Origin of the sequence: Actinomadura sp. NPDC000929 (assembly GCF_040492065.1) — a bacterium.
GTDB lineage: Bacteria > Actinomycetota > Actinomycetes > Streptosporangiales > Streptosporangiaceae > Spirillospora > Spirillospora verrucosospora.
The window spans coordinates 49,027-65,046 of the sequence record NZ_JBEUPA010000021.1; the positions used below are offsets into that span (position 1 = coordinate 49,027).

Consider the following 16,020-nt stretch of genomic DNA (forward strand, 5'->3'; position numbering starts at 1 on the left):
TGCATGGTAAGATGCGCGGCATGGAGGCGGAGTCAGTCCTGGTGGACCGCTGGCGCAAGCTGGCGACCTGCTACAACACGGTCGCATGCGCTCTGGACCGCGCCTTGCAGGACGTCCACGGCCTGAGCATGAGCGAGTACGAGACGCTCGACCGCCTCGTGGATCAGAACTGTGAGAAGCGTCGCATGCAGGACATCGCCGCGGCCATGTACCTCAGCCAGAGCGCCCTGTCCCGGACGGTCGCCCGTCTGGAGAAGCACGGCTACGTCCAGCGCGGGCTCTGCGAGGCCGACCGCCGCGGCGTCTTCGTGGAGATCACCGACGCCGGCCGCCGCTGCCACGCCGACGCCCGCGACACCCACCTGAAGATCCTCGCCGAGCACCTGACCGACTGACCCGGGACGTTCAACCGCGGCCGCTGTGACGGGCTCGAATACTTCGGAGACCTCTGGCGATCGTGGACTCTGTCAGGCGCACACCCTCCGCTGTCGACGGCTGCGCTGATCGGCAGCTACTCGCCGGTCGTCCCGTCCAACAGCTCGCGGGCAACGTCGAGGTGGCCGACATGGCGCGCGTACTCCTGGAGCAGGTGGAAGAGGATCCTGCCGAGGGAGGGAGCTTGTTCGGACGTCCGGAAACGACCACCCAGACGAGCTCGGTCGTTCAGTGCGGCACCGTCCAAAAGAGCGCGCGTATGCGAGACCTCCGACCGATAAGCGTCCATGACCTGGGCGGTGGCCCGGTCAGCAGGGACGGTCCATTCAGCCTCGTCGCCACCGGGCGGGTAGGCGAGAACGTCTTCGGCGGCGAATCCCCAACGCATCCACCGGCGTTCGACCCAACCCAGGTGCTGCACCAGGCCGAGCGGTGACCACCCCAACGGCTCGACCGGCTCGCGGAGCTGCTCGTCCGAGAGCCCGGAAAGCTTGCGCATCAGCGCTTCGCGATACCACTCCAAGTATCCGAGCAAGAGCTCGCGGGCGTCTGTCACCTCGACGCCTGGACCATCGAGAGGCGCGGGCACCTGGCCCGGAGGGTTATGCATCCGCCGAAGGGTAGTGCGGCTCCTGTCTCCAGGCCGTCTCAGCAGGCACAGGGCAAGGCATTATTCAGAACCTTCGCTCCTGTTGCGCAGTCTCGTCAGACGAAATCCGCGCTCGCCATGCCTGCCGGGTGGCCGGGCGGCCATTGCACGAGCTCGATCCGGTAGCCGTCGGGATCCGTCAGCCATGACGTCCGGAGCCCCGACCCCAGGTCAGCCGCCGTCTAGCGCCGGCTCCCCACACTGGACTTCTGCAATCACGACCAGCTCGTACCCGAGCACGGACTAGAGGGCGAGGGAAGGGCCGAGGTCGGGGGTCGCGCAGGCCGAGGTGCGACATGGGCACGCGCGGCCGATTCTTGCGACCCCTGCACGCCATCGTGGCCGAGTTCCGGCCCTGACTCATCGCAACGGACAACTCTCGCCCCTTCTCACAGAGGGGTGAACCTGATCCTCCAGTCGCCTTCGGCTCGCACATGCAGGTAGGTCGAGCCCGACAGGTGGGCTTCGGCGTAGGTGGCACCCTTGCCGGACAGAACCCGCTGGCCCTGCTCGAAGTCCGTCGTGAGTTCCGTGAGAGAGAAGTCGCCGTGCTCGGCGTGCGTCATCTGGACGATCGCGGGGCCTCCCATGTAGCGGAAGACGAAGGAGCCGCGCGAGGAGATGTGGTCGCGGGCCGCTGGGACGGTGTCGAAGCGCTGCAGCCACGCGGACCACCGCCCCATTGTCTCGATCCGCAGGTGGACGTGCTTGTCCTCACGTACAGGGAGCGGCGCCACAACACGGCTTCGGTGCCCTCGAACTCGAAGCAGAACCCGTACGTCTCCCGCTTCGACGAGCTTGACCACGCTTTTCCGCTCGCCGCCGTGGAGGCGGACGACGAGCACCTGCGGGACGCGTGGTTCACGATAAGGGAACTTGTGCTCCCTGGCTCCCCTTCCCTGAACTCGCTGGCTCTTGCGTACGCCCGGCGGGCACGTCTTATAGGGCGCGGGTTCTCCAGGAGCGCGCGGCGCAGGGGCTGGGGCCCGAGACCCGCGCGGTCGAGAACTGGGCGCGGGTGCGCGCGGCTCGGGCGGCGGTGGCGGGCGTCGGCCGGTCGCGATGGGCGGCATGCCCTCGCTGATCCTCACCCCGTCCGCCGCGCACACGTCGATGATCCGGGTGACGCCCCCCTCGGGGGTCCAGGAGAGACGGTCGACGGACGTGCCGTGGCGCGGGTCGAAGAAGCACAGGGGACGCCGGGGCGGCGCAGGGTGGCCCGCGAGGCGGGCGTCGACGCAGGCGAGCGCGTGGCGGCCCTCGTCCAGCGCGATCAGCACATCCGCGGCGTCCGCGCGGTCGCGGTCTCCGACGAAGGCCCTCTTGGCCTGCTCATAGGCATCGAGCGCCCGCGAGTAGTCCGTCAGGAGATCGGCGTCCGCGGCGTGCTGCTCGGGTACGAAGGGGTGTCGCGCCAGCGCCTCGCCGAGGGCCGTGATTTCGGCGTCGATGAGGGCGAGTTCGTCCGTACGTCGCCGGCGGAACAGCCTGAACATGAGCGAGACCTCTTCATCCCCCGAATCCGGTGAGATCGTATCGAACCGGCGCTTACAACGGCTCCCAGAAGGGACGCGCCTGCCCGACACCGCACCCCACACTCAAGTCCTGCGCCAACTCTGCCCACGACGGTCGCGTCAGGTTCGCATGGCGGCCATGCTCGGGCTCACGGTTCGCGCACCTCCACGCGACGACCCTTCTTCTTGCGGGTGCGCCCGTCCACATCGTCGCTGCTCGGCTCGGGCACGCTGACCCGGCCACCACGCTTCGGTCTACGCGCACGCGGTCCGCTCGGCCGAGGTGGTCCCAGGGGAAGTGTTCGCGCGGGGCATGAAGGGAGCGGTCTAGGCACCGCTGTAAGCGCAGAGGCCCCTTCCGGGATCAGAAGGGGCCTCTGAGGTGGAGCCGCCTATCGGAATCGAACCGATGACCTATTCATTACGAGTGAATCGCTCTGCCGACTGAGCTAAGGCGGCGTGCCATGCGGGGCATGGCGGAAGCAGTCTACCGGGTGTTGGGGGGTGGGTGCGCACTGGTTATTCAGCGGCAGGTGGTCCCGTTCTTGGGCGGGTCGGCGCTGATCAGGTAGTCGTCGGTGGCCTTGGTGATACAGGAGTTGCCTTGGAGGTAGGCGGTGTGGCCGTCGCCGTCGAAGGTGAGGAGGACGCCGCTGGAGAGCTGGCCGGCCAGGCTCTGGGCCCACTTGTAGGGCGTCGCGGGGTCGCGGATGGTTCCGATGACGACGATGGGGGCGGCGCCCTTGGCGGTGATGGGTTGGGGTGCTTGTTCGGTCTGGGCGGACCAGTAGACGCACGGTAGGCCGCCCCAGACGACGAACGGTCCGAAGCGGGGAGCGACCTTCTTGGCTTGGGCGGCTGCCTTGCCGTAGGCGGCGAGGTCCGGCGGGTTGGGCTTGTCGACGCAGTTGACGGCCATGTTGGCGTCGGTCTGGTTGCTGTAGGTGCCGTTGGCCTTGCGTTCGACCATCTCGTCCGCGAGAGCTAGGAGAAGAGTGCCGTCGCCCTTCTGCGTCGCCTGGGTGAGCGCCTGGCGCAGAACGGGCCAGTACTCCTTGACGTAGAGGGCCCGGGCGATGCCCATCACGGCCAGGGACTCGGTGACCTTGCGGGAGTCGCGCGTGTTGCTGAGGGGCTTCTTGTCCGTGGACGCGAGGAAGGAGGAAACCTGGCCGATGACCGCGTCCGGGGTGTTGCCGAAGGCGCAGCCGCCCGACTTCACGCAGTCGTCGGCGAAGGCACGGAGAGCGGTCTCGAAGCCCTTGGCCTGCTCGATCAGGAGGTCGGTGGACGACAGCTTCGGATCGACGGCGCCGTCCAGGACGAGGGCGCGGACGTTCTTGGGGAACTGCTCGGCGTAGAAGGCGCCCAGGTACGTGCCGTAGGAGGCGCCGTAGTAGGTGAGCTTCTGGTCGCCCAAGGCGGCGCGCAGGACGTCCATGTCGCGGGCGGCGTTGACCGTGCCGACGTAGGGAAGCTCCGAGTCGGCCTTGGCCTTGCAACGCTGCGCGAAGGCCTTGCTTGCGCCGCCTAGCTGGTTGGTCTCGTTCGGGTCGTCTGGGGACGCGTCGGTGGCGAAGAACTCGTCCAGCTGGGGTCCGGTGTTACAGCGGACGGGCGCGCTGGACGCCACCCCGCGCGGGTCGAAGCCGACGATGTCGAATCGCCGGCGCAGGTCGTTCCCGAAGGTGCGGGCGGCCTGGCGAACGAAGTCGACCCCGGAACCGCCGGGACCCCCAGGGTTGGTGAGCAGTGAACCGATCCGCTCGGACTTGTCTTCGGCCGGGAGCCGGATGAGCGAGATGCCGACCTTCTCGCCGGACGGCTTGGTGTAGTCCAAGGGGACCTGTACGGTCGCGCACTCGAACCCGTTGCGACAGCCCTTCCAGGACGGTTTCTGGCCATAGAACTGCCCCAGGCCCGTGGGGACGCTTGCGGCCTGGCTCGTGTTCCTGTCCCCGCTGTCGCAGCCGGTGGCCGCCGCCAGAACCAGCACAGCGGCCACGCTGATGAGTTTCGCTGCCCGCACCCGGTCCCCGTCTCGTCGTAGCTGCACGTACGCCGCCGCCTACGCTACGTCGGCATGGTGGTCGAGGGCTACTTCCGTCGGTATTCGTGTTCGATGCCGTCCAGCACCCACTTGAGGCCCAGCTCGAAGCTGTCACTGCGGTAGAAGCCCGTCTCCAAGAAGGGCTTGAGGTGCGGGAGTTCGCCCTGTTCCACCAGCAGCCGTACGTACGACTGCTCCAAGGGGGTCGTTTGGACGCGCTGGGGGGCAGTATCGGCGGCCTGCTGCTCCATCGTGATGAAGCCCAGCATGTAGTGGTCGATCGTCTTGACGATGGCCAGCATGCCTTCCGGGTCGTCGGTGAGGCGGGCGGCGGCGGCCAGGGTCTGCTCGATGTGGCGCAGTCCGTTGGGCCCGATGCGCGGGGAACGTCCCGCGAGTTGCAGCATCCACGGGTGCCGCAGCCCGGCCTCGCGCTCCCTTCGAGCGATCTCGATCAGCGCCTCGCGCCAGCCGTCCGGCAGCTCCCCCTGGACCAGCACCTCTTCGGCGACCACGTCGTACATCAGGTCGAGGAGGTCCTCTTTCGCGTCGATGTGCGTGTACAGGCTCATCGCCCGGACGCCCAGCTCGCTTGCGATGCGGCGGATGGACACCGCCTCCAGGCCCTCCGCGTCCGCCAGCCTGATCGCCGCTTCGACGATCGCCTCGCGGGTCAGCTTCGGCCTGCGCCCGCCGCGCGGACGCGTCCACACATCGCCTGACCTCGGTGTTGCCGCCACACCAGAGATCGTACGCGAGACGCCGTATCGATACGGTGTACGGATCTGACGATACGCTGTATGGTGTTGCCGATACGGCGTACGGAAACCTGAGGGGGAACGGGGATGACCACGGCAGACACCGCACCGTCCGTCCAGAAGGCACCCATCGATCCGCACCTGCGCAACATCGCCATCGTCGTGGTGCTCGGCGCGATCATGACGGTCCTCGACAGCACGATCGTCAACGTCGCGATCACCGCCCTCGGCCGGGACTTCGACACCTCCCTCGCGACCGTCCAGTGGGTCGTGACCGGCTACACCCTCGCCCTCTCGATGGCGATCCCGCTGACCGCGTGGTCGGTGCGGCGGTTCGGGGCCCGGACGATGTGGCTCGTCTCGCTCGGCCTGTTCATCGGCGGGTCGCTGCTGTGCGGGCTCGCCTGGTCGTTGCCCTCATTGATCGTGTTCCGCGTCCTGCAAGGGTTCGGCGGCGGCATGCTGATGCCCGTCGGGCAGACGATGCTCGTCCGGGAGGCCGGGCCTGACCGGATGGGCCGCGTGATGAGCATCGTCTCCGTGCCCGCGATGCTGGCCCCGATCCTGGGGCCGCTGCTCGGCGGCGTGATCGTCGACAACCTGAGCTGGCGGTGGATGTTCTTCGTGAACGTCCCGTTCTGCGCGCTGGCGCTGGTGGCGGCCCTGAGGATGCTGCCGCGCGACGGTGAACGCAGCACGGACGCCCGGCTGGACGTCATCGGCATGCTGCTTCTGTCTCCCGGCCTGGCGGCCCTGGTGTACGCGCTTTCTGAGGTCGGCAACGGGGCGCATCTGACCAGCGGACGCTTCCTCATCACGGCGATCGCCGGCGGCGTCCTCGTCGCGGCGTTCGCGGCCCACGCGTTCCGCAGGGGCGACGGCGCCCTCATCGACCTGCGCCGTCTCGGCACCCGGGCCTTCACGGCCGCGACCGGCGGACTCTTCCTCTACAGCGCCGCGATGTTCGGCCTGATGATCCTCGTTCCGCTGTTCGCGGGGATCGTCCGCGGGGAGTCGGCTCTGGACGCGGGCTGGTTGCTGGCCCCGATGGGGGTCGGCGCGATGGCCACCATGTCGGTGTCGGGACGGCTCGGCGACCGTTTCGGCGGACGATGGCTCGCGGTCGGCGGCATTCTCTGCGTGCTCGCCGGGACGGTGGCCCTCACCACCCTCTCCCCCGGCACCGGACGCGCCACGATCATGGCCGCGATGCTCGTCGTCGGACTCGGCCACGGCATGATCGCGCCGCCCCTGATGGCGATGGCCTACCAGGGCCTCCCCCGCGAAGCGGTGCCCGCCGCGACCACAGGCGCGAACATCCTGGTCCGCATCGGCAGCTCGTTCGGCACGGCGGTGACGGCGGTCATCCTGCAGATCGGGATCCGCCACGAGATCCCCGGAGCATCCGGAAGCCTGGACGAGGCCGCCGGACACCGCACAGCAGAGACACCGTCCCTCCTGGCGAACGCCTTCACCGACACCTTCTGGTGGACTGCGGTGTTCCTGGTGGCGGCCTTGGTCCCCGTCCTCACCATCCCGCGCAAACCTCAACAAAGCCAACCCGCCACGGCCTGACCCGCCCGGACGGTCTCGTCACAGGAAGCGATGATCCCACGGCACTCACTCCGCGAGACCGGTCAGACCGCCGCGTAACTCGGTCCCCTCTGCCCCAGGCCTCGGCTGGACCGGGCCACTCTGAGACAGGCCGCAGCTGGATCCGGCCGATCCGGGGCAGGCCGTCTGATACGGCCCGGTCTCAGACGCGCCCATCGGACCACGCCGGGGCCGAGACAGACCGGTCGGAGCAGGCCACTCGAAGACGGGCCACTCCGTCCGTCTGAGACGGGCCGGTCGGACCGGTCCGGCCTGCCCCAGACTGCTCTGGGACGGGCCCCTAGGAAGAACCGGTTCGAGGGCTCTGAGACGGCCAGTCTGCGGCTAGGCCGCACTACAACTGGCCGGTCCCAAGGCAGGCTGGGGCCGGGGCAGGACCCTGCGGGAGGGCTGGGCTGGGGCTGGGTGGTTTGGGGGTGGGGTTAGTTGTTGGTGGGCTGAGAGGTGGGGGGTGGTCCTTGGTTCTTGCCGGTGCCTCGGTTGGGGGCTAGGGAGGCGCAGGCTTGCATGGCCTTCTGCTCTGCTGCGGATCTTGTGGGGCGGATGCCGGTCGGGGGGTTGTCTGTTGGGGCGTTGGACGGGCGTCCGGTTTGCGGACTGCCTGGGCCACCGGTCGGGGAGTCGCTCGGACGGTTCGGCGGGCGGCCAGTTGGTGGCGCGCCGCCGGGGGCCTTTCCGCCGTCCGGGATATCTGCGCCCTGCTTCTCAAGGCAGGCGCGGAATGAGGCCATGGGATCGGCCACGGCCGTCTTGTCCGAGCCTGCAGCGGCGGTGCCGCCGTTTCCGCAGGCTGTGCTTAGCAGGATTGTTCCGGCGGCGGTCAGGATGCCGAGCATCCGCATCGCGCGCATGCTGCCCATTGAGATCTCCCTCTTTCATCGCTCTGCCGGGATCTCCGGGCAACGGCCGGAGCGCTCGTTCACGGTGGTCGCGGTCAGCGACCCATCCCGGCCCGGGGAGCCCTGGACGATTCAACGGTCGGGGCGCTCGTTCACGGTGGTCGCGGTGAGCAAGCCGTCCTGGCCTGGGGAGCCCTGGACGGTGACGGCCGTGCCCGCGTCGAGGTCGCGTAGCCCGCCGTCCTCGACGATGCGGATCTTGGTGGTTCCGGTGGTCTTGACCTTCACGGTCTCGCCGGAGGCGGTGCGCAGGTACAGGGTGTTGCCGACGACCTTGGTCACCGTCCCGGTGGTTCCCGAGCCGTTTGGACGGTTTCCTGTCCCAGGGCCATTGCCTGGGGCGCTGCTGGGGCCGATGCCCGGGGCCCCGCCCGGTCCGTTGTTGGTACCCGGGGCGCCGTAGCCGCCTTGGGGTCCTGCGGCGCCAGGAGGTCCGCCGTAGCCGCCGGTTCTGGTACGGCCGCCGGCCGACGGTTCAGAGGAGCCGTTCTCGGACCACTTGTGCGCCTGGACGCCGCTCAGGAAGCCTGCGACCAGGAGGACGCCGGCCGCTAGGTAGAGCGTCGGCCCTGACAGAGACCTCTGCGAGGGCTGCGTGAGTAGGTCGGTGGCGAGATTGTTGTCGAAGGGCGAGCTCGCGAGCAGTTCGGCGTCTGTTGTTGGGGTCTTGGGCATGTCTTGGCTCTTACTCACAGCGCACCGGCGCGGCCAGCGTCGGCAGGGGGGCGGCCGTCTTCGTCAGCGGTGGCGGTGGGGTGGGGCGTTGGGGCAACGGGTGGTGGGTTCAGGGGCATGAGGGTCCTTGGTTAGTCGTGGCGTAGGGCGTCTATGGGGCGGAGCTTGGCGGCGCGGTTGGCGGGGTAGCTGCCGAAGAACAGGCCGATCGCCAGGGAGACGGCCAGGGCCAGGACGATCGACGACGGGACCAGGACGGGTTTGACGCCCGCGATGGTGAAGAGGCTGCCGAGGACGCCGGCGAGGACGCCGAGGAGGCCGCCGGTGAGGCTGAGGACGGTGGCCTCCGCGATGAACTGGCCCAGGATCGCGCCGCGCGGGGCGCCGATGGCCTTGCGGATGCCGATCTCGCGGGTCCGTTCGGTGACGGTGACCAGCATGATGTTGGTGATGCCGATGCCGCCGACGAGGAGGCTGATGGCGGCGACGGCGCCGAGCAGGACGGTGAAGGTCCGGCTCGACTCGCTGACCGCCGACTGGACGCTCGCCTGGCTGGAGACCGTGAAGTCGGCGCCGCCCGGGGAGGTCGCGTCGTGACGCTGGCCGATGATCTGGGTGACCTCGGCCTCGGCGGCGCCGACCGTGTCGCTGCCGGTGGCCTGGACGATGATCTGGTCGAGGGCGCCGTACCCGGTGAGGGTCTCCTGGACGGCCGGGAGCGGCGCGACGGCGATGCTGTCCGGGTCGGAGAAGGTCGACGAGGAGGAGCCCGTCGCCTTGAGGACGCCCGCGACGGTGAACCGGATCCCGCCCACGTCGATCTTCTTGCCGATGGGGTTCACGCGTCCGAACAGGTCGGACGCCACCGTGCTGCCGAGCACGACGGTCTTGCGGGCGGCGGCGACGTCCTCGGCGGTGAACGCCGTGCCGGACGCGAGGGTCTTGTTCGCGGCCGCGAAGTAGGACGGGGTCGTCCCGACGAACTGGCCGATGGTCGCGCTCGTGCCCGCGTACCCCGCGGTGACGGACTGGCTGGTCACGACGGGTGAGGCGGACCTGACCGACGGGGCCCCGCCGGCGGTGAGGGCTTCGGCGTCCTCCGCGGTGAGGTCGCGGGCCTGGGTGCGCGGGCCCGAGGCCTGGTCGGTCATCCCGAAGCCGCCGCGGCCCGTGGTGGACGGCGTGACGGTGAGGGAGTCGGCGCCGAGGCGCTGGATGCTCTTCTTGATCTGCTCGGAGGAGCCGTTGCCGACCGCGACGAGCAGGATGACGGCGCCGACGCCGATCAGGATGCCGAGGGTGGTGAGGGAGCTGCGCAGCTTGTTGGCCGACAGGCCGCGGACGGCGAAGCGCAGGATCTCCAGGGCGCTCACCCTGCCTCCTTCGGTTCCGGGGGCGCGGGGCGCGCGGCTCGGATGCCGGGGGTCACCGGGCCCTCCCGGCGGACGTCCTCGACGATGCGGCCGTCCACGAGGCGGACGATCCGCTTGGCGTGCGCGGCGACGTCGTCCTCGTGGGTGATCACGACGATGGTGCGGCCGGTGCGGCCGAGCCGGTCGAAGACGCCGAGGATGTCGGCGGTGGAGGCGCTGTCGAGCGCGCCGGTCGGCTCGTCCGCGAGGAGCAGCGTCGGGGCGGTGACCAGGGCGCGGGCGACGGCGACGCGCTGTTGCTGGCCGCCCGACAGCTCGTTCGGCTCGTGCCGGGTGCGGTCGGCGAGGCCGACCTCGCGCAGGGCGGCGAGGGCGCGGCGCCGCCGGTCGGCGCCGCGGAGGCCGCCGTAGGCGAGGGGCAGTTCGACGTTGGCCTGCGCCGTCATCCGCGGGATCAGGTTGAACGACTGGAAGACGAACCCGATGCGGCGGTTGCGCAGGGTGGCCAGGTCGCGCTCGCCGAGGCCGACGACGTCGATGCCGTCGAGGAGGCAGCGGCCGGCGCTCGGCACGTCCAGGCAGCCGATGATGTTCATCAGCGTCGACTTGCCCGAGCCCGACGCGCCCATGATCGCCACATAGTCGCCGCGTTCCACGGTCAGCGAGACGCCCCGCAGGGCGTGGACGGCCGTTTCGCCCGTCCCGTACACCTTGGTCACGTCGCGGAGGTCGAGCACGGGCGGGGTGCGGGCGGTCATCGGCGGCCTCCGCCGCCGGGCGCCCCGCCGCCGGGCGCGCCGCCGCCGGGGGCGCCGCCGAGCCCCGGTCCGCCGCCGCCCGGGAAGCCGCGCTGGACGGTGTTCCCGCCGCCGGACGCCGAGGTCACGGCGACCTCGTCGCCCTCCTTCAGGCCCGAGCTGATCTCGGTGCCCTGGTCGCCCCTGACGCCGGTCTCGACCGTGGTGGGGACCTGCCTGCCGTCGCGGACGACGGTGACCGTACTCTGCCCGCCGGCCGTCCTGACCGCGGCGCTCGGCACGTAGAGGACGTTCTCCGCCCGCGCCACGGTGATCTCCACCGTGGCGGTCTGGCCGAGCCGGACCCCGGACGGGACGTCGCCCAGCGCGATCACGGCCGGGAACTTCACGACGTTGTCGGTGGTCGTCGGCGCCGCGCCGATCGTGGTGATCTTGCCGGTGGCGGTCTTGCCGGTGAGCGCGTCGAACGTGACCGTGGCGGCCTGGCCGGTCTTGAGCTTCGTGGTGTCGGCCTCGGTGAACTCGCCTTCGACCTGGAGGTGCGCGGTGTCGGCGAGCTCGACGAAGCCCGAGCCCGACGACGAGGAGGAGGACGAGGTGGAGGACGAGGTCGGCGACGTCGAACCGCCGCCCGAACCCGAACCCGAGGAGGACGAACCGCTCGAACTGCCGCCCACCGTCCCGTTGACGGCGGTCACCGTTCCGGCGAACGGAGCTTTCAGGACGGTCCCCTGGTACGCCCGCAAGGCGGCGTTGTAGGAGTTCTTCGCCTGGACGTACCCGGCGTACCCCTTGTCGGACGAGGTGTCCCCATCGGCGGCGACCGCCAGGTTCGCCTTGGCTGCGTCGACGTTCTCGAGCGCCTCTGTCTGGTCGAGGCGGGCGAGGACGTCGCCCGTCCTCACCTTCTGCCCCGCCTTGACGTAGATCTTCGCGACCGTGCCGGAGGCGCCGAAGGACAGCGAACGGCTCTTGGCGCTCTCCACCGAGCCGGACGCCGACACCGACGAGACCACCGTCCCGCGCGTGACGCGGGTCAGGCGGGTGGACGCGGCGGCGCCGTCGCCTCCGTCGCCGAGGGCGAGGTACGCGGTTCCGGCCCCGGCGACGAGCAGTGCGCCCAGCGCGCCGTTGACCAGGAGTGTCCGATTCATGCGGATGAGGCTCTTGAGGGCTCATGTGGCGTTCGTGAGGCAAGGGTGAGAATTCGATGAAATAGGGCCCCGACCGGTGAGGTTGCCCAGGCATGGGCACATCGCGGAAGACCAGTCTCCGGATCGAGGAGAGCGGCAAGCGCGTCCGGGCTTACCTCGGCGGCCATCTGGTGGCCGACTCGACACGGCCTTCTCTCGTCTGGGAGATCCCCTACTACCCGACCTACTACTTTCCCGAGACGGACGTGCGGGCCGAACTCGTCGAGGACGGGCCGGGCACCCGTTCGCCGAGCAGGGGCGACGCGACCGCCTTCACCGTGAAGGTGGACGGCGCGCAGGCGCCCGGCGCCGCGCTCCGCTACACCGAGCTGCCCGGGTTCGTCCGTCTCGACTGGGACGCGATGGACGCCTGGTTCGAGGAGGACGAGGAGGTCTTCGTCCATCCCCGCGACCCGTATACGCGCGTGGACGTGCTGGCGGCGTCGCGGCATGTCCGGGTCGAGGTGGACGGGGTGACGGTCGCGGAGTCGTCCAGCCCGCGGCTGCTGTTCGAGACGGGGCTGCCTGTGCGCTACTACCTGCCGAAGCCGCATGTCCGCATGGACCTGCTCGAACACACCGGCACCGTGTCGCACTGCCCGTACAAGGGCACCGCGGAGTACTGGTCGGTGCGGGTGAACGGCACGCTGCACGAGGATCTGGCCTGGTCGTACCGGACGCCGCTGGAGGAGAGCCGCAAGGTCGCCGGGCTGGTCTGCTTCTACAACGAGAAGCTCGACATCTTCGTGGACGGAGTTCTCCAGGAGCGGCCGAAGACCAAGTTCTGAGCGCGGATCCCGCGTCGGCCCCGGACGGCCGGTCGCCGCCAGGCCATCGTGCCCGGCCGACAGTTTCTCCGCCGTCTTTTATCAGCAGGCATTACATCATCGGATGGAACATCATGCGATGGTGTGATGCCTGTCGCTTTGATGGCCGAGGCCTTGAATCCTCCGCGATTCCTACACGACCGTAGGTTACGCGAGCGTAAGTTAGCGCGCCCTCGGGGAGGAAACCTTGCCCATCGCACCGCGGACCATCGCGCCGCACCGCCCGCGCCGCCCCGGCCGTTCGACCACGGGACGGCGGATCGCGGCGGCAGCCCGGCTCCTCACGACCCCGCTCCTGCCGGAGGACTACCTCGGGCTGCTCGATCCGCTGTGGTCCGCGGACGAGCCGTGCGGGCGGATCGAGGCCGTCCGGCACGAGGCCCCGTCCGCCGCGACCCTGGTGATCAGGCCGGGCCGGGTGTGGAACGGCCACCGGCCCGGCCAGTGGGTCAAGATCGGCGTGGACGTCGGCGGCGTCCGGCACTGGCGGACGTTCTCGCTGTCGTCGCCGCCCCGCCGCGACGGCCGCATCACGATCACCGTCAAGGCCGCGCGCGACGGGTTCGTCTCGGCGCACCTGGTCAACGAGATCCGGCCCGGGACGGTCGTCCGCCTGTCGCGGCCCGAGGGGGGATTCACGCTGCCCTCGCCCGTCCCGCGCAAGCTGCTGTTCGTGACGGCCGGCAGCGGGATCACGCCGGTCATGGCGATGCTGCGGCAGCTCGGCGGCGCGTCCGACGCCGTGCTCGTCCACTCGGACCGGACGGCTGGGGACGTCATCTTCGGCGACGAGCTTCGCCGGATGCCGGGGCTCCGGCTGCACGAGCGGCACACGACGCCCGACGGCCGGCTGAAACCGTCCGACATCCCCGGCGTCTGCCCCGACTGGGCGGAGCGCGAGGCGTGGGCGTGCGGGCCGGGCGGCATGCTCGACGACCTCGCCGCGCACTGGCGGGCCGCCGGAGTCGGGGAGAGGCTACGCGTCGAGCGCTTCCGCACCGTCCTGGACGCCGACGGGGGCGAGGGCGGGCGCGTCACGTTCACCAGGAGCGGCGTCACGGCCGACGCGGACGGGAGCACGCCCCTCCTGGCGGCGGGCGAGGACGCCGGCGCGCTGCTGCCGAGCGGGTGCCGGATGGGCATCTGCCGCGGCTGCGTCGGGCGGCTGGCGTCCGGCAAGGTCCGCGACCTGCGCACCGGCGAGGTGCACGGCGACGAGGGCGAGATCGTCCAGACCTGCGTCTCGGCGGCCGCCGGGCCCGTGGAGATCGAACTGTGAGAGGAGCGGCATGACCGACCATCTGACGGCCGAGGACTACGAGACCATCGCCGCCGAACTGGACGCGCTGCGCGAGGAGATCATGTCCGGTCTCGGCGAGCGCGACGCGTCCTACATCCGGCGGGTGATCCGCTGGCAGCGCGGACTGGAGATCGGGGGCCGGGCGCTGCTGCTCGCCTCCGCGCTGCCGCCCGCCTGGATCGCCGGGACCGCGACGCTGGCCGTCGCGAAGATCCTGGAGAACATGGAGATCGGGCACAACGTCATGCACGGCCAGTGGGACTGGATGCGCGACCCGAAGATCCATTCCACGACCTGGGAGTGGGACAACGTCTCGCCGGCCGAGCAGTGGAAGCACTCGCACAACTTCGTCCACCACACGTTCACGAACGTGCTCGGCAAGGACAACGACGTCGGCTACGGCATCCTGCGCGTCGCCCCCGAGCAGGCGTGGTCCCCGGCGCACCTCGCGCAGCCGCTCTACAACCTGCTGCTGGCGATGTTCTTCGAGTACGGGGTGGCCCTGCACGACCTGGAGATCGACAAGATCCGGGACGGGACGGCCGACGAGGCGGTGACGAAGGAGAAGCTGCGCGCGATCGGCCGCAAGGTCCGCCGCCAGTGGGGCAAGGACTACCTGGCGTTCCCGCTGCTCAGCGGCCCGCAGTTCCTGTCCACGCTGTCCGCGAACGCCACCGCGAACGTGGTCCGCAACGTCTGGGCCCACATGATCATCTTCTGCGGGCACTTCCCGGGCGACGTGGAGGTGTTCGAGGAGGAGCGGCTGGACGGCGAGACGAAGGGCGAGTGGTACGTCCGGCAGCTGTGCGGTTCGGCGAACATCACCGGCGGTGAGCTGTTCCACCTGATGACCGGCAACCTCAGCCACCAGATCGAGCACCACCTGTTTCCGGACATGCCGAGCAACCGGTACGGCGAAATCGCCCCGCGCGTCCGCGCGCTGTGCGACAAGTACGACATCCCGTACCACACGGGCACGCTGTCGCGGCAGGTCACGGGCACCTGGAAGAAGATCTTCCGGTACGCGCTGCCCGGCGGCAGGCCGCCCGCGGCGAAGGCCGAGGCCGTCTGAGGTCAGCCGAGGGCCTGCGCCACGGGAAGGTAGAGGCGGGGCAGGTCGTTCGCGATGGGCGCGCCGTACTCCATGACCGTCGTGGTGAACGCGGGTCGCAGGCCGTTCCGCCGCGCCCAGTCGACCACTTCCGGATGCCGGTGGTCGATGTCCAGGCGGACCGGCCCCGCCGGGACGATCTCTTCGACGAGGGCGAGGGCGGTCTCGGCGTCGTGCGCGGTGACGGGGCCGACGACGGCCCTGTCGTCGTTCCACCACACGCCCCCGAACCCCTTGAGACCGGACTCGCCCCGGACGACACGGAACGTCTCGCAGAACGACGGCAGCCCGTCGACCAGCCGTGAACGGTCCGCGCCGAAGACCTCGGTGTCGAGTGCATGGACGGCGGGCATGTCCGCCGCCTCCGCGGGGACGGAAACGCCCTCCTCGGACGGCCCCTTGCCCATGCCCGTGTACGTCGTGCAGAGCCCGACGGAGCGATACCCCAGACGCTCGTACAGCGGGCGCCCGTATTCGGTGGCCGTCAGGCAGAAGCTCTTCGTTTCGGTGTTGTCCATGGCGTGCCGCATGATGCGGGCGCCCAGACCACGCCGTTCGTAGCGTTTCGCCACCAGCACCATGCTGATGGCGGCGACGTCCACGCCGTATGGGGTCGACACCGTCACCGCGGCGAGACCGCCCTCCCCGTCGTCGATGCCGTAGACGTCGCCGACCGAGAACAGGAACCGCCACTTCCGGTCTTCACGTCCCCAGTCGCGGTCTTCGGCGAGCCGCTGGCAGGCGGCGAGGTCGTCGATCCCGAGCTTCCGCGCGGGCCTGTCCCAGTCCATGGGAGGGGACGCTAGATCGGCCGCCGCCGGCCGCACAACCGAATTACGCCGCGGCATTACCCCTCAGGTCATC

Annotated in this window: 15 protein-coding genes and 1 tRNA gene; 6 read left to right on the forward strand and 10 right to left on the reverse strand. The window is 70.0% G+C overall.

What is annotated here, in order from left to right; all coding sequences use genetic code 11:
- Nucleotides 1-20 precede the first annotated feature (20 nt).
- On the forward strand, nt 21-395 hold the full coding sequence (locus ABWI04_RS10980) for a MarR family winged helix-turn-helix transcriptional regulator (RefSeq protein WP_345179736.1): 375 nt from the start codon (nt 21-23) through the stop codon (nt 393-395).
- A gap of 116 nt (nt 396-511) precedes the next feature.
- On the opposite strand, the gene ABWI04_RS10985 is transcribed toward ABWI04_RS10980, so the two are convergent.
- Nucleotides 512-1,045, reverse strand: a complete 534-nt coding sequence (locus ABWI04_RS10985; protein ID WP_353832286.1) for a DinB family protein — start codon at nt 1,043-1,045, stop codon at nt 512-514.
- Nucleotides 1,046-1,473: 428 nt separating this feature from the next.
- Complete coding sequence (locus ABWI04_RS10990; protein ID WP_345179732.1) at nt 1,474-1,767, reverse strand: hypothetical protein; 294 nt, start codon at nt 1,765-1,767, stop codon at nt 1,474-1,476.
- Nucleotides 1,768-2,253: 486 nt separating this feature from the next.
- Between ABWI04_RS10990 and ABWI04_RS10995 the strand changes: the two genes are divergently transcribed.
- The gene (locus tag ABWI04_RS10995; RefSeq protein ID WP_353832287.1) at nt 2,254-2,613 is read left to right on the forward strand and encodes a hypothetical protein; all 360 of its coding nucleotides are present in this window, start codon (nt 2,254-2,256) and stop codon (nt 2,611-2,613) included.
- Nucleotides 2,614-2,981: 368 nt separating this feature from the next.
- Here ABWI04_RS10995 and ABWI04_RS11000 read toward each other — a convergent pair.
- From ABWI04_RS11000 to ABWI04_RS11010, 3 genes are all read right to left on the reverse strand, one after another.
- Nucleotides 2,982-3,057, reverse strand: a tRNA-Thr gene (locus tag ABWI04_RS11000).
- 64 nt (nt 3,058-3,121) lie between these two features.
- Nucleotides 3,122-4,603, reverse strand: coding sequence for an alpha/beta hydrolase (locus tag ABWI04_RS11005; protein WP_345179728.1), 1,482 nt, complete (start codon nt 4,601-4,603; stop codon nt 3,122-3,124).
- A gap of 92 nt (nt 4,604-4,695) precedes the next feature.
- Complete coding sequence (locus ABWI04_RS11010; RefSeq protein WP_353832288.1) at nt 4,696-5,388, reverse strand: TetR/AcrR family transcriptional regulator; 693 nt, start codon at nt 5,386-5,388, stop codon at nt 4,696-4,698.
- A gap of 105 nt (nt 5,389-5,493) precedes the next feature.
- Between ABWI04_RS11010 and ABWI04_RS11015 the strand changes: the two genes are divergently transcribed.
- On the forward strand, nt 5,494-6,981 hold the full coding sequence (locus ABWI04_RS11015) for an MDR family MFS transporter (RefSeq protein WP_353832289.1): 1,488 nt from the start codon (nt 5,494-5,496) through the stop codon (nt 6,979-6,981).
- Between the two features lie 1,010 nt (nt 6,982-7,991).
- Here the strand turns inward: ABWI04_RS11015 and ABWI04_RS11020 are convergent.
- The 4 genes from ABWI04_RS11020 to ABWI04_RS11035 form a co-directional block, all read right to left on the reverse strand.
- Nucleotides 7,992-8,201, reverse strand: coding sequence for a hypothetical protein (locus tag ABWI04_RS11020; RefSeq protein ID WP_353832290.1), 210 nt, complete (start codon nt 8,199-8,201; stop codon nt 7,992-7,994).
- Between the two features lie 524 nt (nt 8,202-8,725).
- Nucleotides 8,726-9,967 carry an ABC transporter permease gene (locus tag ABWI04_RS11025; RefSeq protein ID WP_353832291.1) on the reverse strand — a complete coding sequence of 414 codons (1,242 nt, stop codon included), beginning with the start codon at nt 9,965-9,967 and terminating at the stop codon, nt 8,726-8,728.
- Nucleotides 9,964-10,725 (reverse strand): ABC transporter ATP-binding protein, encoded by a 762-nt coding sequence (locus ABWI04_RS11030; protein WP_345179716.1) that lies wholly within the window; start codon nt 10,723-10,725, stop codon nt 9,964-9,966. Before ABWI04_RS11030 ends, ABWI04_RS11025 begins: the two co-directional genes overlap by 4 nt.
- Nucleotides 10,722-11,879, reverse strand: coding sequence for an efflux RND transporter periplasmic adaptor subunit (locus tag ABWI04_RS11035; protein ID WP_353832292.1), 1,158 nt, complete (start codon nt 11,877-11,879; stop codon nt 10,722-10,724). Before ABWI04_RS11035 ends, ABWI04_RS11030 begins: the two co-directional genes overlap by 4 nt.
- Nucleotides 11,880-11,971: 92 nt before the next feature.
- Here ABWI04_RS11035 and ABWI04_RS11040 point away from each other — a divergent pair, with 92 nt between their 5' ends.
- From ABWI04_RS11040 to ABWI04_RS11050, 3 genes are all read left to right on the forward strand, one after another.
- Entirely contained in the window at nt 11,972-12,706 is a 735-nt protein-coding gene (locus ABWI04_RS11040; protein ID WP_345179713.1) for a DUF427 domain-containing protein, read from the forward strand.
- A 226-nt stretch (nt 12,707-12,932) separates the two neighbouring features.
- Nucleotides 12,933-14,024 (forward strand): ferredoxin reductase, encoded by a 1,092-nt coding sequence (locus tag ABWI04_RS11045; protein WP_345179711.1) that lies wholly within the window; start codon nt 12,933-12,935, stop codon nt 14,022-14,024.
- A 10-nt stretch (nt 14,025-14,034) separates the two neighbouring features.
- Nucleotides 14,035-15,117 carry a fatty acid desaturase family protein gene (locus tag ABWI04_RS11050; protein WP_345179710.1) on the forward strand — a complete coding sequence of 361 codons (1,083 nt, stop codon included), beginning with the start codon at nt 14,035-14,037 and terminating at the stop codon, nt 15,115-15,117.
- A 2-nt stretch (nt 15,118-15,119) separates the two neighbouring features.
- Here ABWI04_RS11050 and ABWI04_RS11055 read toward each other — a convergent pair whose 3' ends face one another.
- On the reverse strand, nt 15,120-15,947 hold the full coding sequence (locus tag ABWI04_RS11055) for a GNAT family N-acetyltransferase (RefSeq protein ID WP_345179707.1): 828 nt from the start codon (nt 15,945-15,947) through the stop codon (nt 15,120-15,122).
- Nucleotides 15,948-16,020: the final 73 nt, after the last annotated feature.